The sequence below is a fragment of the Streptomyces sp. NPDC001532 genome (genome assembly GCF_040298625.1).
GTDB lineage: Bacteria > Actinomycetota > Actinomycetes > Streptomycetales > Streptomycetaceae > Streptomyces.
Map to the genome: position 1 here is coordinate 12,708 of NZ_JBEPAL010000040.1, position 25,713 is coordinate 38,420.

The window sequence follows — 25,713 nt, forward strand, 5'->3', positions numbered from 1 at the left end:
ACGTCTCACACCGCCGGACCGGCCGGGAGCGGTTCTGCGGGGAAGAGGCCGAGCCGGTGGGCGACCGCCGCCGCCTCGCCGCGGCCGGACACCCCGAGCTTTCCGAGGATGTTCGAGACATGGACGCTGGCGGTCTTCGGGGAGATGAACAGCTCCTCGGCTATCTGGCGGTTGGTGCGGCCGGCCGAGACCAGGCGGAGCACGTCCCGCTCCCGGCTGGTCAGCCCCAGCGCCTCGGCGGGGTCGGCGGGGGCGGTGGGGGCCAGGGCCGGTGGCGCGGCGCGGTTCAGGGAGAGACGGGCGCGCTGGGCGAGCAGCGTGACGGCGTCGGCGAGCGGGCGGGCCCCGAGGTGGCGGGCGACGGCGAGGGCGAGGCGCAGCAGTTCGGCGGCACGGTCGCGGTCGTCCTCGCCGCCGGAGCCGAGCAGGGACTGGGCCAGGCGGTACCGGACGCGCGCCAGGTCGTAGGGGCGCTCCAGGCCTTCGAAGGCGGTGACCACCTCGGACCAGGCGTCCGGGTCGGCGGCGCCCTCGGCGCGGTCCAGCTCGGCGCGGACCCACTTCTCGTGGGCGAGCCAGATGGGGGCGCCGGTGGTCAGGCGCTTGGCGGTGTCGCGGATGCGGGCGAGCGCCTCCGGGCGGCCCTGCCAGGCGGCGGGCTGATAGCGGCCGTCGGCCTCGGCGGTGGCCGCGACGAGCAGCAGGGGCCAGCCGTAGCGGTGGGTGCCGGGCGGGAAGCCGGCGTCCAGGGTGGCGGCGAGTTCGGCTCGGAGGTCGAGGAGGCGGCCCTCGGCCGCGGCGACACCGAGACTGACGGCGGCGAGGGGCAGCGACTGCTGGGGCATGGGGTCATGGGTGCCGAAGTAGCCGCGGGCGGCGCTCAGATGGCGGGCCGCCTCGGCCACTTCGCCGCGGCCCAGGGCGACTCGGGCCACGCACATGGTGCCGGTGCCCTGCGGCTTGGCGTTCTGGCCGCGCCGGTGGGCGTGCTCGGCGGCCTGCGCCGCCTCGTCCCAACGGCCCAGTGAGTAGAGCGAGTCGGAGAGGTTGGCCCATACCCAGGCCTCGGTGTTGAGCAGGCCGAAGGTCCGGCTGTGCTCGACGCCCCGCTCCAGCAGCGGCACGGCCTCGCGGGAGCGGCCCACGGATTCCAGCACGGAGGGCAGATTGATGTAGGCGCGGCCGGCGACGTAGGACATGCCCTCGGCGAGGGTGCGCTCCAGCACCTCGTACATCACCGGGAGTCCGGCCTTCGGGTCGCCCGCTTCGACGATGAGGCCGCCGAGGGTGAGCCGCGCGTTCATCTCGGTCTCCCGGGCGTCCACCATGCGGGCGTACTCCACCGCCCGCTCGGCCGCGGAGAAGGCTTCCGGGCCCGGGGCGCGCAGCATCAGCCAGCCGGCGACGGCCACCAGGACGTCGGCGTGCACCTGGGACGGCGGCAGGCCGCGGACCAGTTCCTGGGCGGTGGCCAGTTCCGTCCAGCCGTCGCCGCGGGCCTGGTTCTGCACCAGCTGGGCGCGCTGGGTCCAGAACCAGGCGGCGCGCAGCGGGTCGGGGTCGTCCTCCAGCAGGTTCAGGGCCCGCTTGGTGATCTTCAGGGCGCGTTCCCGCTCTCCGCAGAGCCGGCCGGCGACGGCGGCCTCGGCCATCAGGTCGAGGTAGCGCAGCGGTGTGGTGGCGGGGTCACAGCCGCAGGGCGGATAGACCTCGGTGTGGTCGGCGGGGCGCAGGGTCGCGCGGATCTCCTCGGGGGCGACGTCCCACAGCTCCATCGCCCGTTCCAGGAGCCGCAGTTGCTCCGAGTAGGCGTGGCGGCGGCGGGCGGCGGTGGCGGCGACGAGGACGGCGGGGAGCGCCTTGGCGGCGTCGTGGGCGTGGTACCAGTAGCTGGCCAGCCGGGTGACGCGCTGGTCGGCGGGGACCAGGGTCGGGTCGGCCTCCAGGGCCTCGGCGTAGCGGCGGTTGATACGGGAGCGTTCGCCGGGCAGCAGGTCGTCGCCGACGGCCTCGCGGACCAGGGAGTGGCGGAACCGGTAGCCGTCGCCGGCCGGGGAGGCGAGCAGGAGGTTGGCGTTCACGGCGGCCCGCAGCGCCTCGATCAGATCGTCCTCGGTGAGTCCGGAGACGGCGGCGAGCAGCGGGTATTCGACGGTGGAACCGCCTTCGGCGACGATCCTGGCGACGCGCTGGGCGCTCTCCGGCAGGGTCTCGACCCTCACGAGGAGCAGGTCGCGCAGGGAGTCGGTCAGTCCGGGGCAGGAGCCGTCGTGGGCGGCGACGGCCAGTTCCTCGACGAAGAAGGCGTTGCCGTCGGAGCGTTCGAAGATCTCGTCGACCTGGGCGGGGTCGGGTTCGGCGGCGAGGATGGCGGCGATCTGGCGGCCGACCTCCTCGCGGTTGAAGCGGGCGAGTTCGAGGCGGCGGACGGTGCGCAGCCGGTCGAGTTCGGCGAGCAGCGGGCGCATCGGGTGGCGGCGGTGGATGTCGTCGGAGCGATAGGTGGCGAGGACGACCAGGCGGCCGGTGCGCAGGGTGCGCAGCAGGTAGGAGAGCAGATGGCGGGTGGAGGCGTCGGCCCAGTGCAGGTCCTCCAGGGCGAGCACGACCGTGCGGTCGGTGGCGGCGCGGCCCAGGAGGCGGGCGGTGAGTTCGAAGAGGCGGGCCACGCCCTCCTCGTCGCCGTGCCGTCCGGCACCGAACTCGCCCAGCTCGGGCAGGAGGCGGGCCAGTTCCTCCTCCTGTCCGGCGGCCGCGGCGGCCAGTTCCGCCGGCAGTTCGCGGCGCAGGGTGCGCAGGGCGGTGGAGAACGGGGCGAAGGGCAGTCCGTCGGCGCCGATCTCCACGCAGCCGCCGAGGGCGACGACGGCGCCCGCTCGTGCGGCGAGGTCCGCGAACTCCTCGACGAGGCGGGTCTTGCCGACCCCGGCCTCGCCGCCGAGGAGCAACGCCTGCGGCTCGCCCGTGGCGGCACGGGCGAGCGCGTCCTGAAGCGTCTCCAACTCCTCGGCGCGGCCGATGAACACGGGACTGACGGACCTGGTCTCCACGGCCCCGAGCATTGCACGCGGATCCGACGGCGCGGCACCTGTTTTCCGCTGAGCAGAGGCCTGAGCAGAAGCCTGAGCAGAGACTTGGGCAGAGACCGGCGGGACGTGACCGGCGGGGGCGGGGGCCGGACGTGACGGGGCCGGCCCGGCGCCTGTCGGAGAGGCGCCGGGCCGGTCGGGTGCGGTGCTCGGAGCGGTGTTCGGTGCGGTGCTCGGAGCGGTGCTCGGAGCGGTGCTCGGAGCGGTGCTCGGAGCGGTGTTCGGTGCGGTGTTCGGTGCGGTGGTGCCGTGTGTCGCGGGGGAACGGGCCGGCTCCCGCCCGGCCGCTCCCCGGACCGCCGCCGTCACGCGGTGCGCGGGAAGCGGTGCCGGCGGGGGCGGCCGCTATGGGACTCGCTCTCCTCGGTGCGTGCGGCCGCTTCGCGCCGGGCGGCGCGCTTGCCGCGCAGGACCTCGCGGACCAGCCGGGAGTGCTCGGCCCTGCGGATCAGTTCGGCGGAGCGCATCTGCTGGTAGTCGTACTCGTACATGGCGGGTTTCTCCTGGTGAGATCCGGGTTTCGGGATCGCTTGCCGCGATGCCTCCACCTTCGTCTCCCAGCGGGGTCCGCCACATCGGGAGAGTTCCGCATCTTGAGGTCCCCTGCGGGACCTTAGACGCGCGCGCAGGGGTCTTAGGGCTCCCGTAAGGCCCCCTAAGGGCCTCAGCCGGTGGCCGGCAGGCCCAGCAGGACGTCGGTGTACTTGAGGACGGCCAGCAGGAGGCCGAGGACGCCGAGCGAGACGCCCGCCCAGGCGACCGACTTGATCCACGGGGCCTGCGGCCTGCCGGGGACGCCGAACGCCGGCCGGACGAGGACGACGACGCCCACGATCAGCGCGGCCAGCGCGAACAGCCCGGCCCACAGCGCGTTGGCCTGCCAGGCGTCGCCGTAGCCCTCCTTGACCATGGTGGCGACGCTGGAGGAGGTGGAGGTCTCCAGCTGGCCGACCAGCGACTCGCGCGCGGAGGCGACCGTGCCGACCCAGCTGCCGGTCAGCGAGACGATGCCGAGGGCGGCGGAGACGACGGCTCCGGCACCCTGGCCGACTCCGGAGGGCCCGGCCGTCCCCTCGGCCGGCGGCTGCTCCTCGCCGTCCTCCTTCACGACACCACCCGCGCCGCCGGCGTCGGCCGCACCGGCCGCACCGGCGGCACCGACCGCGCCCTCCGACTCGTCCGCCCCATCGGCGGCTACGGTCGCTTCAGTCGCTTCAGTCGCTTCGGTCGCTTCAGTCGCTTCGCCGGTCGTCGCCCCGTCGGCTTCCGCCGCGCCGGCGGTCTTCGTCGCGGCCTCGTCCTCAGTCTTCGTACCCATGCACCGCACCGTACGGACGGAGTCTGAGAGGTCCCTTAACGAACGCTGTGAGCGGCGGCGGCGCGCGCGGCACGCCATTGCGGGGCGAGCACCGACCAGACCTCCATGTCGTGCCGCACCCCGCGGTGCGGGTAGCTCCGGCGCAGCACGCCGTCCTTGGTCATGCCCAGCCGGCGGGCGGCGTTCACGCTGGCCTCGTTGCCCGCGGCGGCGTGCCACTCCACGCGGTGGATGCCGCGTTCCTCGACGACCCAGTCGATCAGCACCCGCATCGCGCGGGTGATCAGCCCTCGCCCGGTGCCGGCGGGTTCCAGCCAGCAGCCGACCTCGCAGTTGCCCCGGGCGGCGTCGAAGTTCAGGGTGAGCACCCCGCCGACGAGGGTGCCGTCCAGCCACAGGCCGTGCAGGTCGGCGGTGTCGGCGGCGCGCATGTCGGCGTACCGCTGGAGCGCGGTCCGCGCGGAGGCCAAGTCGGTGGCCTTCTCGCCGAAGGGGACGAACCGGTTGATGAACTCCCTGCCGCGCTCCAGGTGAGCCAGGAACTCCTCGGCGTGCCAGGGCTCCAGGGGACGCAGTTCGGCGCCGTCGTCACCCAGGGATATCGCGTACATCGGGTTGCCGCTCCTTCTGCTGTACGTCAACGACGCCCGCGAGCTTGTCACGTCCGGCGTCGGCGTCCGCCGGCTTTTGCGGCTCGGGGCGGTGGTCGGGCGGTTCGATGCTGATCCGCGGCAGGCGCCGGTCCAGCCAGCGCGGCAGCCACCAGTTGGCGCCGCCGAGCAGATGCATCAGGGCGGGCACGAGCAGGGTGCGCAGGACGAAGGCGTCCAGGGCGACGGCGGCGGCGAGGGCGATGCCGAACATCGCGATCACGCGGTCGCCGCTGAGCACGAAGGCGAGGAAGACCGCGATCATGATCACCGCGGCCGAGTTGATCACCCGGCTGGTCTCGGCGAGACCGATCCGCACGGCCCGCCGGTTGTCGCCGGTCTCCAGCCACTCCTCGTACATCCGGCTGACCAGGAAGACCTGGTAGTCCATGGAGAGGCCGAAGAGCACCGAGACCATGATCACGGGCAGGAAGGGCTCGATGGGGCCCGCGCTGCCGAGGCCGAGGGGTTCGCTGCCCCAGCCCCACTGGAACACCGCGACGACCACGCCGAACGCCCCGGCGACGGCGGCGATGTTCATCGCGGCGGCCTTGAGCGGGATGCCGATGGAGCGGAAGGCGAGCAGGAGCAGCAGACAACCCAGGGCGACGACGGCGCCGACGAACAGCGGCAGTTTGCCGACGATCACGTCCGCGAAGTCGTCGTAGCCGGCGGTGACCCCGCCGACCTGGAGGTCGAGCGAGGTGCCCGTCTCCGCGCGGGGCAGCACCTCGGTGCGCAGCCGGTCCACCAGGTCGCTGGTCCGCTCGGACTGCGGGGAGGAGTCCGGCACCAGGGTCAGGTACGCGGTGTCGCCGCCGGCGTCGAACGTCACGGGGGTCACGGAGGCGACGCCCTCGGTGCCGCGCAGGGTGGCGTCGAGGTTGTCGAGGGCGAGCCGGTCCTCGGCGCCGTGCACTTCGGTGACGAGGGTGAGGGGGCCGTTCACGCCGGGGCCGAAGCCGTCGGCGAGGAGGTCGTAGGCCTGCCGGGTGGTGGTCGTCTCGGGGTCGTTGCCCTGGTCGGAGGTGCCCAGGTGGAGGGAGAGCGCGGGCAGGGCGAGCAGGGTCATCACGGCGAGCGCGAGCGCGCCGAGCTTCCTCGGGTGGCGTTCGACGAACGCGGACCAGCGGGCGGCGAACCCGGTGGGCAGCTCCGGCTCGGGCCCGTGCTCGGCGAGCCTGCGGCGTTCGCGGCGGCTGAGGGCCCGGGTGCCGATGAGGGAGAGCAGGGCGGGCAGCAGGGTGACGGACGCGGCGACGGTGAGGACCACGGTCAGCGAGGCGGCGACGGCCACGCCGTTGAGGAAGCCGAGCCGCAGGATCAGCATGCCGAGCAGGGCGATGCACACGGTGGCGCCGGCGAAGACGACCGCGCGTCCGGTGGTCGCGACGGCGTTGACGGCGGCCTCGGCGACTCCGAGGCCGCGTTTGAGGCCGCGGCGGTGCCGGGTGACGATGAACAGCGCGTAGTCGATGCCGACGCCGAGGCCGATCAGCATGCCCAGCATCGGCGCGAAGTCGGCGACCGTCATGGCGTGGCCGAGCAGCACGGTCCCGGCGTACGCGGTGCCCACGCCGACCAGCGCGGTGGCGATGGGCAGCAGCGAGGCGGCGAGCGAGCCGAAGGCGAGGAACAGCACGACCGCGGCGACGACGACGCCGACCACCTCGGCGAGGTGCCCGCCGGAGGACTCGGTGAGGGCGACGGCGCTGCCGCCGAGCTCCACCCGCAGCCCGTCCCCCTCGGCGGCCCGCGCGGTGGCGACGACGGCCTCGGCCTCGGCGGCGCCGATGTCCTCGGACCGCTTCTCGAAGGTGACGGTGGCGTACGCGGTACGGCCGTCCTCGCTGATCCGGCCGGCTCCCGGGCCCTCGTAGGGGCCGGTCACGGAGGCGACACCGGGCAGTTCCGCGATGCGGTGCAGCGTCCGGGTCATGGTCTGCTCGACGTCGGCGGCGCGGACGGAGCCCCGGTCGGTGTGCCAGACGATCGTGTCGCTGTCCCCGCCGAGTCCGGGGAAACCGTCCGTCAGCAGGTCGGCGGCCCGGCCCGATTCGGTGCCCGGGACCTCGTAGTCGTCGGAGTACGCGCTGCCGGCGACGATCGCGCCCGTGCCTGTCCCGCCCAGGGCGAGAAGCCACAGCAGTACGGCGACCAGACGGTTTCGGACACACCAGCGTGCCAGAGCTGCCACGGACGTGCTCCCAGTGTGGTGACGTGTGGATCTTTGACCGGGAACAGTCGTGCATGCGCTGAACCGCCCGCAAAGAACAGATGAGCTGCTCCTGTCACTCTTGCAGGAGCAAATGATCGTTTGGCTGTTTGGTGTGCTTGTTCACACCATGCCCGGGTCAGTCGAACTGATCGCCCAGCGCCATCACCATCACCCCGGCGACCAGCAGCCACAGCGCCCTGCGGGTGCGGCCCCGGGAGCCCAGGACGGCCGCGAGGGCGCACACCGCGGCACCGACGGCGTACGCGGCCGGGACGAGCACCGGAGCGGGGTCGGCCAGGCGCAGTCCGGAGGCGGCGATCCCGGCGACGGCGAGCAGCGATCCGGCCCCGGCGGCGGTCCAACGGGCCCGCCGCGCCTCGGTCGTCCCCGAGTCGGCGGGCTCGGCGGCCTCGGCGGGCTCGGCGGGCGTCTCGGAATCAGCGGGTCCACTCATGGCGCGGGAGCGTAGCGCGTACGCCTCGGAAAACCCCGTGCGGGGCCGCCCGGGTGCCTGCTAGCGTCCGTCGGTCCGCCTCCGCGGCCCCCGCGCCGCCCCACCGAAGCAGGTGCGTTGTTTGAAGGTCCGGTCGAGCTCCGACGCCACCACGTTCCCCCTTCAGGACCCAAGGAGCCCGTTCACCGATGTCCGACATCGATTCCAGGACCTCGAACATCCCTCTGACTGACCGAGTCGCCCTCCCCCACTACCCGCGCAGCAACGGCTACGACGCCCGCTGGACCGTCGAGAACCAGATGGGCCCGAACGCGCTGTGGCTGCTGGAGTGGCTGGCTCCGGCCCTCGGCCTCGACACCCTGCCGCCCGGCGCCCGCGTCCTCGACCTGGGCTGCGGCCGGGCGATGACGTCCGTCTTCCTCGCCAAGGAGTACGGCGTCCAGGTCACCGCCGCCGACCTGTGGATCAGGCCGGACGAGAACGCCGCGCGGATCGCCGAGGCGGGCGTCGCGGACCGGGTGCTGCCGGTGCACGCCGAGGCGCACGACCTGCCGTTCGGCGAGGGCGGCTTCGACGCGATCGTGTCCATCGACGCGTACCAGTACTTCGGCACCGACGACCTCTATCTGCCGTCGCTGGCCCGGCTGCTGAAGCCCGGCGGGAGGATCGGCGTCGTCGTCCCGTCCCTGCGGGAGGAGCCGGAGGGCGCCGAGCCGCCCGAGCACCTCACGCCGTGGTGGGACGCGGGCTACTGGTGCTTCCACTCACCCGAATGGTGGCGCCGCCACTGGACCCGCAGCGGGGCCGTGCGGGTCGAGACGGCCGACTGGCTGACCGACGGCTGGCGTGAGTGGCTGCTGTGGAGCGAGGTCGTGGCCGAGGAGAGCCCGGACGAGTGGCACGTCCGGATGGCCGGGCAGTGCGCCGAGATGCTGCGCGTGGACCAGGGCCGGTCCCTGGGCTTCGCCCGCGTGGTGGGCCGCCGCCCCTGAACACACCTGGGGGTGCATCGGATCCGATGCACCCCCAGGGCCGGGGAAACGGGAACTCAGCCCTCGCTGACGCCCAGCTTCTCCAGGATCAGCTCCTTGACGCGGGCCGCGTCGGCCTGGCCGCGGGTGGCCTTCATGACCGCGCCGACCAGGGCGCCGGCCGCCGCCACCTTGCCGCCGCGGATCTTGTCCGCGACGCCCGGGTTGCCGGCGATCGCCTCGTCGACGGCGGCGGTCAGCGCGCCCTCGTCCGAGACGACCTTCAGACCGCGCTTGTCGACGACCTCGTCCGGGGTGCCCTCGCCCGCGAGGACGCCCTCGATGACCTGGCGGGCCAGCTTGTCGTTCAGATCGCCCTTGGCCACCAGCTCGGTGACCCGCGCGACCTGCGCCGGGGTGATCGCCAGCTCGTCCAGCGCGGTGCCGGACTCGTTGGCGCTGCGGGCCAGCTCGCCCATCCACCACTTGCGGGCCGACGCGGCGTCGGCGCCCTCCTCGATGGTGGCGACGATCGGCTCCAGCGCACCGGCGTTGAGGATCGCCTGCATGTCGGTGCCGGAGATCCCCCACTCCTCGCGGAGCCGGTTGCGCCGCACCAGCGGCAGCTCGGGCAGGCCGGCCCGGATCTCCTCGACCCACTCGCGGGACGGGGCGACCGGCACCAGGTCGGGCTCCGGGAAGTACCGGTAGTCCTCGGCCTCCTCCTTCACGCGGCCCGAGGTCGTCGACCCGGTGTCCTCGTGGAAGTGGCGGGTCTCCTGGATGATCGTGCCGCCGGAGGACAGCACGGCCGCGTGCCGCTGGATCTCGAAGCGGGCCGCGCGCTCCACGGACCGCAGCGAGTTGACGTTCTTCGTCTCCGAGCGGGTGCCGAACTTCTCGGTGCCGTTCGGGCGCAGCGACAGGTTCACGTCGCAGCGCATCTGGCCCATCTCCATCCGGGCCTCGGAGACGCCGAGCGCCTTGATGAGCTCGCGCAGCTCACGAACGTAGGCCCGGGCGACCTCCGGGGCCCGCTCGCCCGCGCCCTCGATCGGCTTGGTGACGATCTCGATGAGCGGGATGCCCGCGCGGTTGTAGTCGAGCAGGGAGTGGGACGCGCCGTGGATACGGCCGGTGGCGCCGCCGACGTGCGTCGACTTGCCGGTGTCCTCCTCCATGTGGGCGCGCTCGATCTCCACGCGGAAGGTCTCGCCGTCCTCCAGCTGCACGTCGAGGTAGCCGTTGAAGGCGATCGGCTCGTCGTACTGGGAGGTCTGGAAGTTCTTCGGCATGTCCGGATAGAAGTAGTTCTTCCGGGCGAAGCGGCACCATTCGGCGATCTCGCAGTTCAGCGCGAGGCCGATCTTGATCGCGGACTCCACGCCGGTCGCGTTGACGACCGGGAGGGCGCCGGGCAGGCCGAGGCAGACGGGGCACGTCTGGGTGTTCGGGTCGGCGCCGAGCGAGGTCGAGCAGCCGCAGAACATCTTGGTGCGCGTGCCGAGTTCGACATGGACCTCGAGGCCCATGACGGGGTCGTACGACGCCAGCGCGTCCTCGTACGACACCAGGTCGGTCGTGGTGGTCACGATGAAACTTCCCTCTCAGCCCAGCAGGACGTCGTCGTCGCCCAGCCGCTTCAGCTCGCGGTAGAGGATCGCCAGGCCGGTGACGATCGCGGCGGCCGACACGGCGGCGTCGACCAGACGGAGCGTGTCGCTCTCGGTGCGGGCGAGCTTCGCCTGCTTGGCGACGCTGAACGCGCCGAACGCGGTGGTGGCCATGGACAGGTACAGGCCGTTCTTGGACTTCTTGAAGCCCTTGGCCTTCGACAGCTTGCTCACAGCGACGGAGCCTCCTCGAGAAGCGGGTGGCCCCACTTTTCCACGAACGCGGCCTCGACGGCGGCGCCGACCTTGTAGAGCCGGTCGTCCTTGAGCGCCGGGGCGATGATCTGCAGACCGACCGGGAGGTTGTCCTCCGGGGCGAGACCGCAGGGCAGCGACATGGCCGCGTTGCCCGCGAGGTTGGTCGGGATGGTGCACAGGTCCGCGAGGTACATCGCCATCGGGTCGTCGGCGCGCTCGCCGATCGGGAAGGCGGTGGTCGGGGTCGTCGGGGAGACGATCACATCGACCTGCTCGAACGCCTTCTCGAAGTCCCGCGTGATGAGGGTGCGGACCTTCTGGGCGCTGCCGTAGTACGCGTCGTAGTAGCCGGAGCTGAGCGCGTACGTGCCGAGCATGATGCGGCGCTTGACCTCGGGCCCGAAGCCCGCCTCACGGGTGAGGGAGGTGACCTCCTCGGCCGAGTGGCTGCCGTCGTCGCCGGTCCGCAGGCCGTAGCGCAGGCCGTCGAAGCGGGCGAGGTTGGAGGAGCACTCGGACGGGGCGATCAGGTAGTACGCCGACAGCGCGAGGTCGAAGGACGGGCAGTCCAGCTCGACGATCTCGGCGCCCAGCTCCTTCAGCAGCTCGACCGACTCGTCGAAGCGCTGGATGACGCCGGCCTGGTAGCCCTCGCCGCGGAACTGCTTGACGACGCCGACGCGCATCCCGGCCACCGAGCCGTTGCGGGCGGCCTCGACGACCGGCGGGACCGGGGCGTCGATGGAGGTGGAGTCGAGCGGGTCGTGCCCGGCGATCACCTCGTGCAGCAGCGCCGCGTCCAGGACCGTGCGGGCACACGGGCCGCCCTGGTCCAGGGAGGAGGAGAAGGCGACCATGCCGTAGCGGGAGACCGCGCCGTAGGTCGGCTTCACGCCTACCGTGCCGGTGACGGCGGCCGGCTGGCGGATGGAGCCGCCGGTGTCGGTGCCGATGGCGAGCGGGGCCATGTGCGCGGCCAGCGCGGCGGAGGAACCGCCGCCGGAGCCGCCGGGGATCCGGGTGAGGTCCCACGGGTTGCCGGTCGGGCCGTAGGCGCTGTTCTCCGTCGACGACCCCATGGCGAACTCGTCCATGTTGGTCTTGCCGAGGATGACCACGTCGGCCGCCTTCAGCCGCTTGGTGAGCGTCGCGTCGTACGGCGGGATCCAGCCTTCGAGGATCTTGGAACCCACGGTGGTGGGGACGCCCTCGGTGGTGAAGATGTCCTTCAGCGCGAGCGGGACGCCGGCCAGCGGGCCCAGCTTCTCGCCGCGCTCGCGCTTGGCGTCCACCGCACGGGCCTGGGCGAGGGCGCCCTCACGGTCGATGTACAGGAAGGCGTGCACCTTCTCGTCGACCGCCTCGATCCGGGCCAGGTGCGCCTCGGTGACCTCCACGGCGGTGAGTTCACCGGCGGCGATCTTCGCCGCGGTCTCGGCCGCGGTCAGCTTGATGATGTCCGTCATGACGGATTACTCCTCCCCCAGGATCTGCGGCACCTTGAAACGCTGCTGCTCCTGGGCCGGGGCGCCGGAGAGCGCCTGCTCGGGGGTGAGCGAAGGGCGGACCTCGTCCGGGCGCATGACGTTCGTCAGCGGGAGCGGGTGCGAGGTCGGCGGTACGTCTTGGTCGGCGACCTCGCTGACGCGTGCGACCGCGCCGATGATGTCGTCCAGCTGTCCCGCGAAGTGGTCGAGCTCTTCGGGCTTCAGCTCCAGACGCGCCAGCCGGGCGAGGTGGGCGACCTCCTCGCGCGTGATGCCAGGCATGCAGCGATCCTCTGGGGTGAGTGTGAGTGTTTTGGCCCAATCCTATGGGGCGCCGCCCCATGCCCGTTAAACGGTTGTGCCGGGGCCCGCGGCGGACGACCTCACCACGACCGCCCCGAGACGCCCCGGACCGCGCCACGGCCGCGACGCCCGGCGGCACGCGGTCCGCCCCTGAGGGCGCGGGGAACGGCGCGAGCGGCCCCGGCGGCCCCCGCCCGAACGGCGACCGCACCCTCCACGACGCACCCCGCACGACACGCCACGGGCGACGCGCCGCGCGCCGCCCCGGCCTACTCCTCCGCCGCCGCGGCCGGCAGCGCCGCGGCCGGGCGGGCCGGCCGCTGCCAGCCGCGGGAGCCGCGGGCGCGCAGCCACGCGGTGGTCTCCTCCGGCGGCATCGCCGCGGCGACCAGCCACCCCTGTACGGCGTCGCAGCCGAGGTCACGCAGCCGCTCCCAGGTCTCGTCGTCCTCGACGCCCTCGGCGACCACCAGCAGGCCCAGGGAGTGCGCGAGGTCGACGGTGCAGCGCACGATCTCGGCGTCCTCGGTGTCGACGGCGAGACGGGCCACGAAGGAGCGGTCGATCTTCAGCTCGCTGACCGGGAGCCGGCGCAGGTGGACGAGGGAGGAGTAGCCGGTGCCGAAGTCGTCCAGGGACATCTTCACGCCGTGGCCGGTGAGTCCGGCGAGGGTGTCGGCGGCGCGCTGCGGGTCCTCCAGCAGGACGTGCTCGGTGATCTCCAGCTGGAGCGCTCCGGCGGGGACGCCGTGGCGGGCGAGGCGGGCGGCGACGGAGCCGGCGAAGCCGGGGGTGTGCACATCGCGCGGGGAGACGTTCACCGCGACCGGCACGAACAGGCCCTGGGACCGCCACAGGGCGACCTGGCCGAGCGCCGTCTCCAGGACGTACTCGGTGAGGATGGGCATCAGCCCGGAGGACTCGGCGATCGCTATGAACTCGTCCGGCGGCACCTTCCCGCGCTCCGGGTGCACCCAGCGCACCAGCGCCTCCAGGCCGGCCACCTGGCCGTCGAAGCGCACCTTCGGCTGGTAGTGCAGCTGCACCTCGTGCGCGTCCAGCGCGCGGCGCAGATCGGCGAGGAGGCCGAGCCGGTCGGGGGTGTTGGAGTCGCGCTTGGACTCGTAGACCTCGACGCCCGTGCGGTCCCGCTTGGCCTGGTACATCGCCACGTCCGCGCGGCGCAGCAGGCCCTCGGCGTCGAGGGCGTGGTCGGGGAAGACGGCGACTCCGGCGCTGGCCTCCAGGACGAGGGTGAGGCCGTCGAGGTCGAGCGGGGAGCTGAGCGCGGCCACCAGGCCGCGGGCGATCCGGGTGGCGGAGGTGGTGGAGTCGGCGATCGGCAGTAAGACGGCGAACTCGTCGCCGCCGAGCCGGGCGACCTCGGCGCCGCGCGGCAGGGCCAGGCGCAGCCGGTCGGCGGTCTGGAGCAGCAGCCGGTCACCGGCGAGATGGCCGAGGGTGTCGTTGACCGATCGGAAACGGTCGAGGTCGATCAGCACGAGGGCGGCCCGGGCGCCGACGCGCTCGGCGTCGTCGAGGGCGGTCCAGATGCGTTCCAGCAGCCACTGCCGGTTGGGCAGTCCGGTCAGCGGGTCGCGCAGTTGCTCCTCCGCCCGGGCCCGGGCTATCCACAGGGTGGAGTCGAGGGCGATGAGCGGGATGGCGAACAGCGGCAGCAGGATCGGCTCGGCGACCGCGACCACGCAGATCAGCGGGGCGATGCCGAGCAGGGCCACCGCGACCAGGCCCTGCCTGACCAGGGCGGTGCGGGCGACGGTGGGCAGGCCGCCGGAGCGGGGGGCGTTGAGGTACCACAGCAGGATGCGGGTGACCGCGAGGTAGGCGGCCGCGACCAGCACCACTCCGGGGGCGGTGTAGAACGTCCAGGAGTCGGGGTTCCAGGGGTTCTCGACGGACGGGACGCGGCCGAAGGCGGCCAGCACCAGGGCACCGGCGCTGATGCCGAGGATGTCCACCGCGCCGTGCAGGACGCCCTGCCGCCAGCGGTGGCGCCGGGCTATGCCGACCAGCACGACGACGGTCAGGCTGACCATGCCGGCCGGCACCCAGCCGTAGAGCAGCAGGACGGCGAGGGTGAGGGCGGCGCCGGAGCCGGTGCCGCCCCACCAGCGGGCGCGGCCGAGCAGCACCAGGTGGCCGACGATGATTCCGGTCAGCACGGCCAGCGACCAGCCGGCGGTGCCGGACGGGAAGAGCGCGTGGTGGCCGGTGTAGGCGCTCAGGAAACCGGCGCCGAGCGCGAACCCGGCCGCCGCGACGACGGCCGCGGGCAGCGCGGGCCAGGACGGGTGCCGCTCGCCGTCGGGGTCCTCCATGCCGGTGCCGACGCCGATGGTCAGGGGCACAGTCTCGGGTGTGTCGGGCCCGGCGGAGGTGCCGTTGGCGCGTTCCTGTCCGCCCGCGCTCCCGGCGGGCCGGCGGCCGCCTCGCCAGACGCCGGCCAACCGGCGCAGCCATGCATCCGGGGCGGCGCTCTCGGTCGGTTCCATTCCCGTCCCTCTCACAGCCGGCGGTGCCCACGCCCCGCGGCCCGATGCCCGACAACCATCAACGGCACCGCGTTGGAAAACCCTTCCCCGTGCCCGTCACGAGCAGGGGATGCGCCGACCGCGGCTGGGCACGGCAGGCGCACATCTCAACAGTAGGCCGCAGAAGGCTTCCACGGGCAGCGGTCGTCGACGGTTGCCCGAATGCGCCCCGGCCGCCCTTATGCATCTGATATGCGCCGATCGGGTGGCCTTCAACCGCTACTCCTCGGTCGGAAGCGCTGCCTCCGACGCCGCCTCAGGCCCTTGCTCCAGCAGGACGTTGAAGCCGTCCTCGTTCAGGACGGGCACCTTGAGCTGCATGGCCTTGTCGTATTTCGATCCCGGGTTGTCACCCACAACGACGAATGACGTCTTCTTGGAGACCGAACCGGTCACCTTCGCGCCCTGGTTCTGCAGGGCGTCCTTGGCGCCGTCCCGGGTGAAGTGCTCCAGGGTGCCGGTGACGACCACGGTGAGGCCCTCCAGGGGGCGCGGACCCTCGTCCTCGCCGGAGCGCTCGTCCTCCATCCGGACGCCGGCCGCCCGCCACTTGCGGATGATCTCCTGGTGCCACTCCTCGGCGAACCACTCCTTGAGGGCCTTGGCTACGATCGCGCCGACACCGTCGACCGCCGTCAGCTCCGCTTCGGTCGCCTGTTCGATGCGCTCGATGGACCGGAACTCCCGGGCCAGCGCCTCGGCGGCGACCGGGCCGACGTGCCGGATCGACAGGCCCGTCAGGATCCGGGCCAGCGGACGCTGCTTGGCGGCCGCGATGTTCTCCAGCATCGCCACCGCGTTCTTCCGCGGCTCGCCCTGCTGGTTGGCGAAGATCGTGACGATCTTCTCCTCGCCGGTCCTCGGGTCCCGCTTGGGCAGACCGCTGTCCTGGTCGAGGACGTACGCCTTGATGGGCAGCAGTTGCTCGACGGTCAGGTCGAACAGGTCGCCCTCGTCCCTCAGCGGCGGCTCGGCGGGCTCCAGCGGCTTGGTGAGGGCGGCCGCGGCGACGTAGCCGAAGTGCTCGATGTCCAGCGCCTTGCGCCCCGCCAGATAGAACAGCCGCTCACGCAACTGGGCCGGGCAGGTCCGGGAGTTCGGGCAGCGCAGGTCGACGTCGCCCTCCTTCATGGGCCGGAGCGGTGTCCCGCACTCCGGGCACTCGGCCGGCATCACGAACTCGCGCTCGCTGCCGTCCCTGAGGTCGACGACCGGTCCGAGGATCTCCGGGATCACGTCACCGGCCTTGCGCAGCACCACGGTGTCCCCGATGAGGACGCCCTTGGCCTTGACCACGTCCTGGTTGTGCAGGGTGGCGAACTCGACCTCCGAGCCCGCGACGGTGACCGGCTCCACCTGGGCGTACGGCGTGACCCGGCCGGTGCGGCCGACGCCGACCCGGATGTTGACGAGCTTGGTGTTGACCTCCTCCGGCGCGTACTTGTACGCGATCGCCCAGCGGGGCGCACGGGAGGTGGAGCCGAGCCGGCCCTGGAGCGGGATCTCGTCGAGCTTGACGACGACGCCGTCGATCTCGTGCTCCACGGAGTGGCGGTTCTCGCCGTAGTACGCGATGAACTCCCGTACGCCGTCGAGGCCGTCGACCACCTTGTTGTGCCGGGAGGTGGGCAGGCCCCAGGTCCGCAGCAGCTCGTAGGCCTCGGAGAGGCGGGTCAGGCCGCTGAAGCCCTCCAGCGCGCCGATGCCGTGCACGACCATGTGCAGCGGGCGGGTGGCGGTGACGCGGGGGTCCTTCTGGCGCAGCGAACCGGCGGCGGCGTTGCGGGGGTTGGCGAAGGGCTTGTCGCCGGCCGCGGTCAGCCGGGCGTTCAGCTCCTCGAACTTCTCCATCGGGAAGTAGACCTCGCCGCGGATCTCCACCAGGTCCGGGACGCGGTCGCCGGTGAGGCGGTCCGGGATCTCCGCGATGGTCCGCACGTTGGGCGTGATGTCCTCGCCGGTGCGGCCGTCGCCGCGGGTGGCCGCGCGGGTGAGGCGGCCGTGCTCGTAGGTGAGGTTGACGGCCAGGCCGTCGACCTTCAGCTCGCACAGGAAGTGGTGCGGGGAGCTGCCGACGTCCTTGTGGACGCGCTCGGCCCAGGCGGCCAGCTCCAGGTCGTCGAAGGCGTTGTCGAGCGACAGCATGCGCTGCCGGTGCTCGACGGAGGTGAACTCCGTCTCGTAGGCCCCCGCCACCTTCTGGGTCGGGGAGTCCGGGGTGCGCAGCTCCGGATACCGCTCCTCCAGCCCTTCCAGGGTGCGCAGCAGCCGGTCGAACTCCGCGTCGCTGATGACGGGAGCGTCCTTCACGTAGTACCGGAAGCGGTGCTCCTCGATCTGCTCAGCGAGCTGCGCGTGCTGGTCGCGTGCCTCGGCGGGCACCGTCGTCTCCGCTTGCTTGTCGCCGGCCACCGTGTTGTCCTCCCGTTACTCAGGGTTGTCCGCGAGGGATCTCGCCGCCCGGACGCAGTGGGCGAGGGCCCGGCGCGCGTAGTCCGGGGAGGCCCCCGCGAGTCCGCACGTCGGCGTGACCGTGACCGCCTCCGCGAGAAGCGCCGGAGACAGCCCCAGCCTGCGCCACAGCGTCCTGACACCCATGACGCTACCGGCAGGGTCCGACAATCGGCCGTCCGTGCTCGGCACGACACCGGCGAACAGCCGGGTGCCGCTCTCCACGGCCTCACCGATCGCCTCGTCGTCACGTTCGGTGAGCAACGAGAAGTCGAAGGAGATGCCCGCCACCCCGGCCCGGCGCAGCAGCGCGAACGGGACGTCCGGGGCGCAGGAGTGGACGACGACCGGGCCGCCGCCGTGCGCGCCGGCGACGTCGCGCAGGGTCGCCTCGACGAGCTGCCGGTCGACGGCGCGGTGGGTGCGGTAGCCGCTGGCGCTCTTCACCTGGCCGCGCAGCACGGCCGTGAGGGACGGCTCGTCGAGCTGGAGCACGAGGCGGGCGCCGGGGACGCGGCGGCGCACCTCGTCGAGGTGGAGGCGCAGGCCCTCGGCGAGCGAGGCGGCGAGGTCGCGGCAGGCGCCAGGGTCGGAGAGGGCGGCCTCGCCGTTCCGCAGCTCCAGTGCGGCGGCGAGCGTCCAGGGGCCGACGGCCTGCACCTTCAGCGGTCCTTCGTAGCCCTGGGTGAACTCCTCCAGGGCGTCCAGGTCCTGGCCGAGCCAGGAGCGGGCCCGTTTGGTGTCCCGTCCCGGCCGGTCGCCGATCCGCCAGCCGCTGGGCTCCACGCGCGCGTACAGCTCGACGAGCATCCCGGCGGTGCGGCCGATCATGTCCGCGCCGGGGCCGCGCGCGGGCAGCTCGGCCAGGAAGGGGAAGTCCTCGAAGGACCCGGTGACGGTCTTGGCGGCCTCCAGGGCGTCCCCTCCGGGCAGGGAACCCACACCGGTGGCGGAACCGAAGGCGGCCTGGCTGTTTTCGCTCACCCGGGAAGCCTACGTAACGCTCCCGGGCGCTCCGCGACAGCCGGTCCCTCAGCGTCCCGGACGGACCGTCAGATCGTTGACCTCGGCGTCCCGCGGCAGGTCCAGGGCCATGAGGACGGTCGTGGCGACCGACTCGGGGTCGATCCACCGCGCGGGGTCGTACTCCTTGCCCTCCTGCTGGTGCACCTTGGCCTGCATGGGGCTCGCCGTGCGCCCCGGGTAGACGGAGGTGACCCGGACGCCGTTCGCGTGCTCCTCATGGCGCAGGGAGTCGGCGAGGGCCTTCAGACCGTGCTTGGAGGCGGCGTACGCGGACCAGTCGGCGTGGGCGTTCAGGCCGGCTCCGGAGTTCACGAAGAGCACATGGCCGCGGGCGGCGCGCAGCTGCGGCAGGAAGTGGCGGGTCAGTTCGGCGGGCGCGATCAGGTTGACGTTGAGCTGGTGGCGCCACGCCTTGGGGGTCAGGTCGCCGACCCGGCCCAGCTCCACCACGCCCGCGACGTGCAGCAGCGAGTCCACCCGGTCGGGGAGCGCCTGGTGGGAGAAGGCCCAGCTCAGCTTGTCCGGGTCGGAGAGGTCGCCGACGAGGGTCCGCGCGCCGGGGAACTCGGCGGCCAGTTCCTTCGCGCGGCCGGCGTCGCGCGCGTGCAGCACGAGGTCGTCCCCGCGCGCGTGCAGGCGGCGGGCGACGGCCGCGCCGATGCCGGAGCCCGCTCCGGTGATCACATGGGTAGCCATGCCCGCCATGCTCGCATCACCGCGCGGTCAGGCAACGCCCTGGCTCTCCTCCAGGTAGGCCAGCGCCCCCACCGGCTCCTCGGCGAAGAACACGAGGTCGGTCAGGGGCCGGGGCAGGAAGCCCTCGTCCTCCATGCGCCGGAACTGCTCCTTGAGGCCGTCGTAGAAGCCCGCGGTGTTCAGCAGCACGACCGGCTTCTCGGTCTTCCCGTGCTTCTTCAGCTCCAGGATCTCGGTGGCCTCGTCCAGCGTCCCGGTGCCGCCCACCATGATCACCACGGCGTCGGACTTCTCCAGCAGCAGCCGCTTGCGCTCGGCGAGGTCCCGCGCGATCACCATCTCGTCGGCGCCGGGGCGCGCCTTGGCGGCCAGGAAGTCCACGGAGACGCCGACGAGCCGGCCGCCCGCCTCCTCGACGCCGTCCGCGACGACCTTCATCAGGCCGACGTCGGAGCCGCCCCAGACGAGCGCGTGGCCGCCCTTGCCGAGGAGTTCGGCGAACTCCCGCGCGGGGCGTGTGTAGCGGTCGTCGAGGTCGGCGGCGGAGAGGAAGACGCAGATGTTCATGGCGTCCACCGTACGCGGGAACAACCGCCGCTCCGCGCGCGCTGTCCCGGTATGGCCCATGGACACACGATCACCATCGAGCGGGGCACGCAGCGGGTGCGGGTGGTGCACGGCGGCCGGGTGCTGGCCGAGAGCGACCGGCCCCTGGTGCTGCGCGAGACCGGCTGCCCCGTGCGCTACTACCTGCCCGCCGAGGACGTCCGGCTCGACCTCCTGACCCCGTCCGACACCCACACCCACTGCCCGTTCAAGGGCACCGCGTCCTACTGGTCGCTGCCGGACGCGGCCGATCTCGTGTGGGCGTATCCGGATCCGAAGCCGGACGTCGCCGAGATCAAGGACCACCTCTGTTTCTACGACGTCGAAGTGTTGTGACCGATGAGTCCGGCATCCCGTGGCAGTCTCCGGGGGCATGGACATGGAGACCATCTCGCGCGACGGCACACAGCTCGCGTACCAGCGCACCGGTGAGGGCCCCGCGGTCGTCCTGATCAGCGGAGCGATGTCGACGGGTGCCACAGTGGCGCCGCTGGCCGCGGCCCTGAGGGACCGGTGCGACGTCGTGGTGTACGACCGCAGGGGCCGCGGCGCCAGCGGCGACACCGCGCCCTACGCGGTGGCCCGCGAGGTCGAGGACCTGGCGGCGCTGATCGAGGCGGTGGGCGGCGAGGCGGCGCTGTACGGCGTGTCGTCGGGCGGCGCGCTGGCCCTGGAGGCGGCGGCGAGCGGACTGCCGGTCCGTCAGGCCGCGGTCTACGAGCCGCCGTTCGCCGATTTCGCGCCGTCCGGGGCGGAGGAGCGGGCCGCGTACACCGAGAACCTGACGCGGGCGCTGGCCGAGGGGCGCCGCGGGGACGCCGTGGAGCTGTTCCTGCGGCTGACCGGCATGGAGCCGCAGATGATCGCGGGCGCCCGGCAGTCCCCGATGTGGGCCGAGATGGAGGCGATCGCGCCGAGCCTCGCCCATGACGACGCGGTGATGGGCGACGGGCTGCTGCCGCGCGAGCGGCTGCGCGAGGTGTCCGTGCCGGTGCTGGCCGTGGCCGGCGCGCAGAGCCCCGGGTGGCTGCGCGAGGCGGTCCGGGCGGTCGCGGAGGCGGTGCCCGACGGCACGTACCGCACGCTGGAGGGCCAGACCCACATGGTGGACCCGGCCGTGCTCGCGCCGGTGCTGGCGGATTTCTTCACCGGCGGCTGAGCCGGCGTCCGCGCCGCGGCGGCCTGCCGTGGGCGGACCGACCGCGTGGCGCCGGGCCTCCGCCGAGGCACCGGCGCCCTGCCGTTCGGCCGGAACGGCCCTCGGCTCAGGCCACGCCCGCGGTCGCCCGCACCGTGGTCGCGATCGTCGCCGAGCCGACCACGCGGGTGCCGTCGTAGAGGACGATCGCCTGGCCGGGGGCGACACCGCGGACCGGCTCGGTGAATGTGACCTCCAGGGAGCCGTCGATCAGCTCCGCCGTCACCTCCGTCTCGCCGCCGTGGGCGCGGAGCTGGGCGGTGTAGGTGCCGGGGCCCGAGGGGGCGGTGCCGCACCAGCGGGGCTTGATCGCGGTGAGGGCGGTGACGTCCAGGGCCTCCGCGGGACCCACGGTGACCGTGTTGTTCACCGGCGAGATGTCGAGGACGTAGCGCGGCTTGCCGTCGGCGGCCGGGGTGCCGATCCGCAGGCCCTTGCGCTGGCCGATGGTGAAGCCGTAGGCGCCCTCGTGGGTGCCGAGCTTGGTGCCGGTCTCGTCGACGATGTCGCCCTCGGCCTTGCCGAGCCTCTTCGCCAGGAAGCCCTGGGTGTCGCCGTCGGCGATGAAGCAGATGTCGTGCGAGTCGGGCTTCTTGGCGACGGCGAGGCCGCGGCGCTCGGCCTCCGCGCGGATCTCGTCCTTGGTGGTGACGGTGTCACCGAGCGGGAAGAGCGCGTGGGCGAGCTGCCGGTCGTCCAGGACGCCGAGGACGTACGACTGGTCCTTGGCCATGTCGGAGGCGCGGTGCAGTTCGCGGGTGCCGTCCTCGCGGACGATCACCTTGGCGTAGTGGCCGGTGCAGACCGCGTCGAAGCCGAGGGCGAGCGCCTTGTCCAGCAGCGCGGCGAACTTGATCTTCTCGTTGCAGCGCAGGCACGGGTTGGGGGTGCGGCCCGCCTCGTACTCGGCGACGAAGTCCTCGACGACGTCCTCGCGGAAGCGGTCGGCGAGGTCCCAGACGTAGAACGGGATGCCGATGACGTCGGCCGCGCGGCGGGCGTCCCGGGAGTCCTCGATGGTGCAACAGCCCCGCGCGCCCGTACGGAAGGATTGCGGGTTCGCGGAGAGCGCGAGGTGGACGCCGGTCACGTCATGGCCCGCCTCGGCGGCGCGGGCGGCGGCGACGGCGGAGTCGACACCGCCGGACATGGCGGCGAGGACGCGGAGCGGGCGGGAGCGCTGCGAGGTGTCAGTCATAACCCCTCCAGGGTACGGGGGCGCGGGAACCGGAGCCCGCGAGTATCCGTTCTGGCTCACATGGAGCAGACGAAGGACGGCGCGCAGCGGCGGCTCGGGCGGCGCTCGCTGATCGTCGGCGGCGCGGCGGCCGTGCTGGGCACCGGTGCCGTGCTGGCGGGCGACGAGCTGGCGCGGCTGTGGTGGCGGGTGCCGGGGGTGGAGAAGCCGCGGGTCGAGGGCGCGGTCGACTACCGGGGCGCGCGGTGGGTGGCGGCCTCCTCGGCCAACTTCCGCTGGGCGGACCGGCCGGACGACTACGCGATAGACCGGGTGGTCGTCCATGTCACCCAGGGCAGCTTCGACAGCGCGGTGAGGGTCTTCCAGGACCCGGGGCACGGCGCCGCGTCGCACTACATCGTGGGCCAGGACGGCCGGGTGGCGCAGATGATCCGCGAGCTGGACGTGGCCTACCACGCGGGCAACCGCGGCTACAACGAGCGCAGCATCGGCATCGAGCACGCCGGTTTCGTCGACCGGCCGCAGGACTTCACCGACGCGATGTACGCGGCGTCGGCGCGGCTGACGGCGGGGATCTGCCGGCGGTACGACATACCGGTCGACCGTGAGCACCTCGTGGGGCATGTGGAGGTGCCGGGCACGGACCACACCGACCCGGGGCCGCACTGGGACTGGAACCGGTATCTGAGGCTGGTGCGGCAGGCGAGGTCGGCGGCGACCACATAGGGAAAAATTTCCGGTTTACCCTCTTCCATTCCCGTCCAGGCGTTCTATCCTTCAAGTAGACCTATGGGATGAGTGAGGGAGCTCGACCGGAGTAGCCGACTTTTGCGTGACACTCAGGTATCCGCTGAGGCCGACATCTACGGTCGCGCTGAGAGGCCGGAAGGTCGCAGTACCGGACCGGAAGGCGACCCCTAACCACCTGATCCGGGCCATACCGGCGAAGGGAACCCGTCTCATAGGTCGTTTCGCGCGCCCGCACGCCCCGGATTCCGCGCGCGCCCCGTGCGCACCGGACTCCGCGCCCGCCCCGCACGCCCCGGGTTCCGCGTCGGCTAGGTCAGCCCCGCCGCGCGCGCCCGCTCCACCGCCGGACCGATCGCCTCGGCGACCGCCTCGACGTCCGCCGCCGTGGACGTGTGACCGAGGGAGAAGCGCAGGGTGCCGCGGGCCAGGTCGGGATCGGTGCCGGTGGCCAGCAGCACATGGCTGGGCTGGGCGACGCCCGCGGTGCAGGCGGAGCCGGTGGAGCACTCGATGCCCTGGGCGTCCAGGAGCAGCAGCAGCGAGTCGCCCTCGCAGCCGGGGAAGGTGAAGTGCGCGTTGGCCGGGAGCCGGTCGACGGGGTCACCGCCGAGGATCGCGTCCGGTACGGCCGTACGGACCGCGGCGACCAGGTCGTCGCGCAGGGCGCCGATCTCGTGGGCGAAACGCTCGCGGTGTTCGGCGGCGTGCCGGCCGGCGACCGCGAAGGAGGCGATCGCGGGCACGTCGAGGGTGCCGGAGCGGACGTGACGCTCCTGACCGCCGCCGTGCAGCACCGGAACCGGGGTGTACTCCCGGCCGAGCAGCAGCGCGCCGATCCCGTACGGGCCGCCGATCTTGTGTCCGGAGACGGTCATCGCGGCGAGGCCGGAGGCGGCGAAGTCGACCGGCAGCTGGCCGACCGCCTGGACCGCGTCGGCGTGCAGCGGGACGCCGAACTCGGCGGCGGCGTCGGCGAGTTCGCGGACCGGCATGACGGTCCCGATCTCGTTGTTCGCCCACATCACGGTGGCGAGGGCGACGTCGTCGGGGTCGCGGGCGATCGCCTCGCGCAGCGCGTCCGGGTGGACGCGGCCATGGGCGTCGACCGGCAGGTACTCGACGGTGGCGCCCTCGTGCTCGCCGAGCCAGTGCACCGCGTCCAGGACCGCGTGGTGCTCGACGGGGCTGGCCAGGACGCGGGTGCGGGCCGGGTCGGCGTCCCGCCGGGACCAGTACAGGCCCTTCACGGCGAGATTGTCGGCCTCGGTGCCGCCGGAGGTGAAGACGACCTCGCTGGGACGGGCGCCCAGGGCTTCCGCGAGGGTCTCGCGGGCTTCCTCGACGGCGCGCCGGGCCTGCCGGCCGGAGGCGTGCAGGGAGGAGGCGTTGCCCGTGATGCCGAGGTGGGCGGTGAGCGCCTCCGCCGCCTCCGGGAGCATCGGGGTGGTCGCGGCGTGGTCGAGGTATGCCATGGTGACGCCGATTCTACGGCCCGGCCCCGGGGCACCTCAGCGGACGGGGTGACTCAGAAGCTCCACGAGATCGTGTTGTCCGCGTGCATGAACGCCACCAGCACCAGGAGGTCGGCGACGCCCAGCGCCAGCCCGAGCCAGGCGCGGCCGCGACGGCGGGTGCCGCGCCACAGCGCGACGGCCGCCAGCGTGATGGCGACGGGGCCGAGGAAGACGTTGAGGACGAGCAGGCCCAGCAGGCCGAGGACGAAGGACGCGACGGCCATGCCGTCGGTGTCGCGGATGCCGGTGCGGCGGGTGGCCGGTGCGGTGAGATGCATGTCGGTCAGCTCCCGACGGTCGGTGGGTCGGCGTGTTGCGACGGTCAGTGGCTCGGCGTGCGGCGCCGGCGGGCGTGCCGCTCGCGCACGGCGAACACCGCGAGCCAGGCGGCGATCAGCGCCGCGGCCACGACGGAGAAGGTGAGCGGCGCGTGGGCCACGGTGCCCATGACCACACCCAGCAGAAGCAGGGCGGCGACCAGGAACAGCATCGGAGGAACCCCCTCTTCGGTGAACGGTTGTGGTTACACTTGTTCACTGACTTCCCAGTCTAACTCGTCGTATGCCTTTCCAATGACAGAGAACAGTTGTTAACTGCATGGCATGAGTCACACCCTCGGCATCCGGCAGGCCCAGAAGCAGAAGACCCGGCAGGCGCTCCTGGACGCGGCGTTGCGGCTGCTGGAGGAGCAGAGCCTGAGCAGTCTGGGTCTGCGCGAGGTCACCCGGGCCGTCGGTGTCGCCCCGACCGCCTTCTACCGGCACTTCCGCTCCACGGCGGATCTCGGCGTGGCCCTGGTCGAGGAGGCGCTGGGCAGCCTGCACCCGATGATCCGGACGACGGTGTCCGCGGTGGACGACCACGACGAACGCATCGCGCGCGCCGTCGAGTTGATCGCCCGTCATGTGGACGAGTACCCCGCCCATGTCCGCTTCATCGCCCGGGAACGGCACGGCGGGGTCCAGCCGGTGCGCGAGGCCATCCGGGAGCAGCTGGCCCGGTTCGCCGAGGAGGTGAAGGCCGAGCTGGCCGAGGACCGCGAGGCCGAGGGCTGGAACGACGACGACCTGCTGATGCTCGCCGGTCTCTACGTCGACCAGATGCTGATCACCGCCTCGCTCTTCCTGGAGACCCTGGAGGCCTCCGAGGAAGAGCGCCGCCGCGTCGCCGAGGTGGCCACCCGCCGGCTGCGGCTGATCACCATCGGCCGCGCCCACTGGCGCGACTGACGCCCGTACGGGCGCGGCGGGGTCAGCCCTGGGCCGCCTGGCCCCCGCCCGGAGCACCGCAGCCACCGGCACCCTGACCGCCGCCGGGACCGCCGGGCCTACCGGAGGGCGCGCCCGAGGGGGCACCGGAAG

Annotated in this window: 24 protein-coding genes; 5 read left to right on the forward strand and 19 right to left on the reverse strand. The window is 72.9% G+C overall.

The features are described from left to right. Positions 1–5 precede the first annotated feature (5 nt). The 6 genes from ABT232_RS29510 to ABT232_RS29535 all read right to left on the reverse strand — a co-directional run bounded on the left by ABT232_RS29510 (position 6) and on the right by ABT232_RS29535 (position 7,729). Entirely contained in the window at positions 6–3,062 is a 3,057-nt protein-coding gene (locus tag ABT232_RS29510) for a helix-turn-helix transcriptional regulator (RefSeq protein ID WP_351845373.1), read from the reverse strand. Between the two features lie 332 nt (positions 3,063–3,394). Beyond that, complete coding sequence (locus tag ABT232_RS29515; RefSeq protein ID WP_351845375.1) at positions 3,395–3,580, reverse strand: hypothetical protein; 186 nt, start codon at positions 3,578–3,580, stop codon at positions 3,395–3,397. A gap of 173 nt (positions 3,581–3,753) precedes the next feature. Next, entirely contained in the window at positions 3,754–4,407 is a 654-nt protein-coding gene (locus tag ABT232_RS29520) for a hypothetical protein (protein WP_351845377.1), read from the reverse strand. 35 nt (positions 4,408–4,442) lie between these two features. Next, positions 4,443–5,018, reverse strand: a complete 576-nt coding sequence (locus ABT232_RS29525; protein WP_351845379.1) for a GNAT family N-acetyltransferase — start codon at positions 5,016–5,018, stop codon at positions 4,443–4,445. Continuing rightward, positions 4,996–7,254 carry an MMPL family transporter gene (locus ABT232_RS29530; protein ID WP_351845381.1) on the reverse strand — a complete coding sequence of 753 codons (2,259 nt, stop codon included), beginning with the start codon at positions 7,252–7,254 and terminating at the stop codon, positions 4,996–4,998. Before ABT232_RS29530 ends, ABT232_RS29525 begins: the two co-directional genes overlap by 23 nt. 157 nt (positions 7,255–7,411) lie before the next feature. Next, a complete protein-coding gene (locus ABT232_RS29535) occupies positions 7,412–7,729 on the reverse strand; it encodes a hypothetical protein (protein WP_351845383.1) in 318 nt (105 codons plus the stop codon). 188 nt (positions 7,730–7,917) lie between these two features. Here ABT232_RS29535 and ABT232_RS29540 point away from each other — a divergent pair, with 188 nt between their 5' ends. Beyond that, on the forward strand, positions 7,918–8,721 hold the full coding sequence (locus ABT232_RS29540; RefSeq protein ID WP_351845385.1) for an SAM-dependent methyltransferase: 804 nt from the start codon (positions 7,918–7,920) through the stop codon (positions 8,719–8,721). Positions 8,722–8,777: 56 nt separating this feature from the next. On the opposite strand, the gene gatB is transcribed toward ABT232_RS29540, so the two are convergent. The 9 genes from gatB to ABT232_RS29585 form a co-directional block, all read right to left on the reverse strand. Beyond that, positions 8,778–10,295 (reverse strand): Asp-tRNA(Asn)/Glu-tRNA(Gln) amidotransferase subunit GatB, encoded by a 1,518-nt coding sequence (gatB, locus tag ABT232_RS29545; RefSeq protein WP_351845477.1) that lies wholly within the window; start codon positions 10,293–10,295, stop codon positions 8,778–8,780. Positions 10,296–10,307: 12 nt separating this feature from the next. Continuing rightward, positions 10,308–10,547: a hypothetical protein gene (locus tag ABT232_RS29550; protein WP_215166631.1), complete on the reverse strand. Its 240-nt coding sequence runs from the start codon at positions 10,545–10,547 to the stop codon at positions 10,308–10,310. Beyond that, on the reverse strand, positions 10,544–12,037 hold the full coding sequence (gene gatA / locus ABT232_RS29555) for an Asp-tRNA(Asn)/Glu-tRNA(Gln) amidotransferase subunit GatA (protein ID WP_351845387.1): 1,494 nt from the start codon (positions 12,035–12,037) through the stop codon (positions 10,544–10,546). Before gatA ends, ABT232_RS29550 begins: the two co-directional genes overlap by 4 nt. A 6-nt stretch (positions 12,038–12,043) precedes the next feature. Further along, positions 12,044–12,340: an Asp-tRNA(Asn)/Glu-tRNA(Gln) amidotransferase subunit GatC gene (gene gatC / locus ABT232_RS29560; RefSeq protein ID WP_004925108.1), complete on the reverse strand. Its 297-nt coding sequence runs from the start codon at positions 12,338–12,340 to the stop codon at positions 12,044–12,046. Between the two features lie 290 nt (positions 12,341–12,630). Then, positions 12,631–14,874 carry a putative bifunctional diguanylate cyclase/phosphodiesterase gene (locus ABT232_RS29565; protein WP_351845389.1) on the reverse strand — a complete coding sequence of 748 codons (2,244 nt, stop codon included), beginning with the start codon at positions 14,872–14,874 and terminating at the stop codon, positions 12,631–12,633. A gap of 258 nt (positions 14,875–15,132) precedes the next feature. Beyond that, positions 15,133–17,325, reverse strand: coding sequence for an NAD-dependent DNA ligase LigA (ligA, locus tag ABT232_RS29570; RefSeq protein ID WP_351845391.1), 2,193 nt, complete (start codon positions 17,323–17,325; stop codon positions 15,133–15,135). 15 nt (positions 17,326–17,340) lie between these two features. Next, the gene (locus ABT232_RS29575; protein ID WP_351845393.1) at positions 17,341–18,348 is read right to left on the reverse strand and encodes a methionine synthase; all 1,008 of its coding nucleotides are present in this window, start codon (positions 18,346–18,348) and stop codon (positions 17,341–17,343) included. A 48-nt stretch (positions 18,349–18,396) separates the two neighbouring features. Then, entirely contained in the window at positions 18,397–19,086 is a 690-nt protein-coding gene (locus ABT232_RS29580) for an SDR family oxidoreductase (RefSeq protein WP_351845395.1), read from the reverse strand. Between the two features lie 27 nt (positions 19,087–19,113). Further along, positions 19,114–19,653 (reverse strand): LOG family protein, encoded by a 540-nt coding sequence (locus ABT232_RS29585; RefSeq protein ID WP_351845397.1) that lies wholly within the window; start codon positions 19,651–19,653, stop codon positions 19,114–19,116. Positions 19,654–19,704: 51 nt separating this feature from the next. Here ABT232_RS29585 and ABT232_RS29590 point away from each other — a divergent pair, with 51 nt between their 5' ends. Further along, positions 19,705–20,028: a DUF427 domain-containing protein gene (locus ABT232_RS29590; protein ID WP_351845399.1), complete on the forward strand. Its 324-nt coding sequence runs from the start codon at positions 19,705–19,707 to the stop codon at positions 20,026–20,028. A gap of 37 nt (positions 20,029–20,065) precedes the next feature. Then, the gene (locus tag ABT232_RS29595) at positions 20,066–20,851 is read left to right on the forward strand and encodes an alpha/beta fold hydrolase (RefSeq protein ID WP_351845479.1); all 786 of its coding nucleotides are present in this window, start codon (positions 20,066–20,068) and stop codon (positions 20,849–20,851) included. 106 nt (positions 20,852–20,957) lie between these two features. On the opposite strand, the gene mnmA is transcribed toward ABT232_RS29595, so the two are convergent. After that, complete coding sequence (mnmA, locus tag ABT232_RS29600; protein WP_351845401.1) at positions 20,958–22,088, reverse strand: tRNA 2-thiouridine(34) synthase MnmA; 1,131 nt, start codon at positions 22,086–22,088, stop codon at positions 20,958–20,960. 60 nt (positions 22,089–22,148) lie between these two features. Between mnmA and ABT232_RS29605 the strand changes: the two genes are divergently transcribed. Next, positions 22,149–22,814, forward strand: a complete 666-nt coding sequence (locus ABT232_RS29605) for an N-acetylmuramoyl-L-alanine amidase (protein ID WP_351845403.1) — start codon at positions 22,149–22,151, stop codon at positions 22,812–22,814. 332 nt (positions 22,815–23,146) lie between these two features. On the opposite strand, the gene ABT232_RS29610 is transcribed toward ABT232_RS29605, so the two are convergent. From ABT232_RS29610 to ABT232_RS29620, 3 genes are read right to left on the reverse strand one after another with little or no spacing between them, the layout of a single operon-like run. Continuing rightward, complete coding sequence (locus ABT232_RS29610; protein ID WP_351845405.1) at positions 23,147–24,310, reverse strand: cysteine desulfurase family protein; 1,164 nt, start codon at positions 24,308–24,310, stop codon at positions 23,147–23,149. Positions 24,311–24,363: 53 nt separating this feature from the next. Continuing rightward, positions 24,364–24,630 carry a DUF4190 domain-containing protein gene (locus ABT232_RS29615; RefSeq protein WP_351845407.1) on the reverse strand — a complete coding sequence of 89 codons (267 nt, stop codon included), beginning with the start codon at positions 24,628–24,630 and terminating at the stop codon, positions 24,364–24,366. 44 nt (positions 24,631–24,674) lie between these two features. After that, positions 24,675–24,842 carry a hypothetical protein gene (locus ABT232_RS29620; RefSeq protein ID WP_351845409.1) on the reverse strand — a complete coding sequence of 56 codons (168 nt, stop codon included), beginning with the start codon at positions 24,840–24,842 and terminating at the stop codon, positions 24,675–24,677. Positions 24,843–24,954: 112 nt separating this feature from the next. On the opposite strand from ABT232_RS29620, the gene ABT232_RS29625 reads away from it, so the two are divergent. After that, on the forward strand, positions 24,955–25,581 hold the full coding sequence (locus ABT232_RS29625) for a TetR family transcriptional regulator (RefSeq protein ID WP_351845411.1): 627 nt from the start codon (positions 24,955–24,957) through the stop codon (positions 25,579–25,581). Positions 25,582–25,713 lie beyond the last annotated feature (132 nt).

Excerpts from the sequence above, each read along its gene's own strand:
- ABT232_RS29510 (WP_351845373.1), bottom strand. The coding sequence starts at position 3,062 with ATGCTCGGGGCCGTGGAGACCAGGTCCGTCAGTCCCGTGTTCATCGGC.
- ABT232_RS29515 (WP_351845375.1), bottom strand. The coding sequence starts at position 3,580 with ATGTACGAGTACGACTACCAGCAGATGCGCTCCGCCGAACTGATCCGC.
- ABT232_RS29520 (WP_351845377.1), bottom strand. The coding sequence starts at position 4,407 with ATGGGTACGAAGACTGAGGACGAGGCCGCGACGAAGACCGCCGGCGCG.
- ABT232_RS29525 (WP_351845379.1), bottom strand. The coding sequence starts at position 5,018 with ATGTACGCGATATCCCTGGGTGACGACGGCGCCGAACTGCGTCCCCTG.
- ABT232_RS29535 (WP_351845383.1), bottom strand. The coding sequence starts at position 7,729 with ATGAGTGGACCCGCTGATTCCGAGACGCCCGCCGAGCCCGCCGAGGCC.
- ABT232_RS29540 (WP_351845385.1), top strand. The coding sequence starts at position 7,918 with ATGTCCGACATCGATTCCAGGACCTCGAACATCCCTCTGACTGACCGA.
- gatA (WP_351845387.1), bottom strand. The coding sequence starts at position 12,037 with ATGACGGACATCATCAAGCTGACCGCGGCCGAGACCGCGGCGAAGATC.
- gatC (WP_004925108.1), bottom strand. The coding sequence starts at position 12,340 with ATGCCTGGCATCACGCGCGAGGAGGTCGCCCACCTCGCCCGGCTGGCG.
- ABT232_RS29565 (WP_351845389.1), bottom strand. The coding sequence starts at position 14,874 with ATGGAACCGACCGAGAGCGCCGCCCCGGATGCATGGCTGCGCCGGTTG.
- ABT232_RS29580 (WP_351845395.1), bottom strand. The coding sequence starts at position 19,086 with ATGGCTACCCATGTGATCACCGGAGCGGGCTCCGGCATCGGCGCGGCC.
- ABT232_RS29585 (WP_351845397.1), bottom strand. The coding sequence starts at position 19,653 with ATGAACATCTGCGTCTTCCTCTCCGCCGCCGACCTCGACGACCGCTAC.
- ABT232_RS29590 (WP_351845399.1), top strand. The coding sequence starts at position 19,705 with ATGGCCCATGGACACACGATCACCATCGAGCGGGGCACGCAGCGGGTG.
- ABT232_RS29595 (WP_351845479.1), top strand. The coding sequence starts at position 20,066 with ATGGACATGGAGACCATCTCGCGCGACGGCACACAGCTCGCGTACCAG.
- mnmA (WP_351845401.1), bottom strand. The coding sequence starts at position 22,088 with ATGACTGACACCTCGCAGCGCTCCCGCCCGCTCCGCGTCCTCGCCGCC.
- ABT232_RS29605 (WP_351845403.1), top strand. The coding sequence starts at position 22,149 with ATGGAGCAGACGAAGGACGGCGCGCAGCGGCGGCTCGGGCGGCGCTCG.
- ABT232_RS29610 (WP_351845405.1), bottom strand. The coding sequence starts at position 24,310 with ATGGCATACCTCGACCACGCCGCGACCACCCCGATGCTCCCGGAGGCG.
- ABT232_RS29615 (WP_351845407.1), bottom strand. The coding sequence starts at position 24,630 with ATGCATCTCACCGCACCGGCCACCCGCCGCACCGGCATCCGCGACACC.
- ABT232_RS29620 (WP_351845409.1), bottom strand. The coding sequence starts at position 24,842 with ATGCTGTTCCTGGTCGCCGCCCTGCTTCTGCTGGGTGTGGTCATGGGC.
- ABT232_RS29625 (WP_351845411.1), top strand. The coding sequence starts at position 24,955 with ATGAGTCACACCCTCGGCATCCGGCAGGCCCAGAAGCAGAAGACCCGG.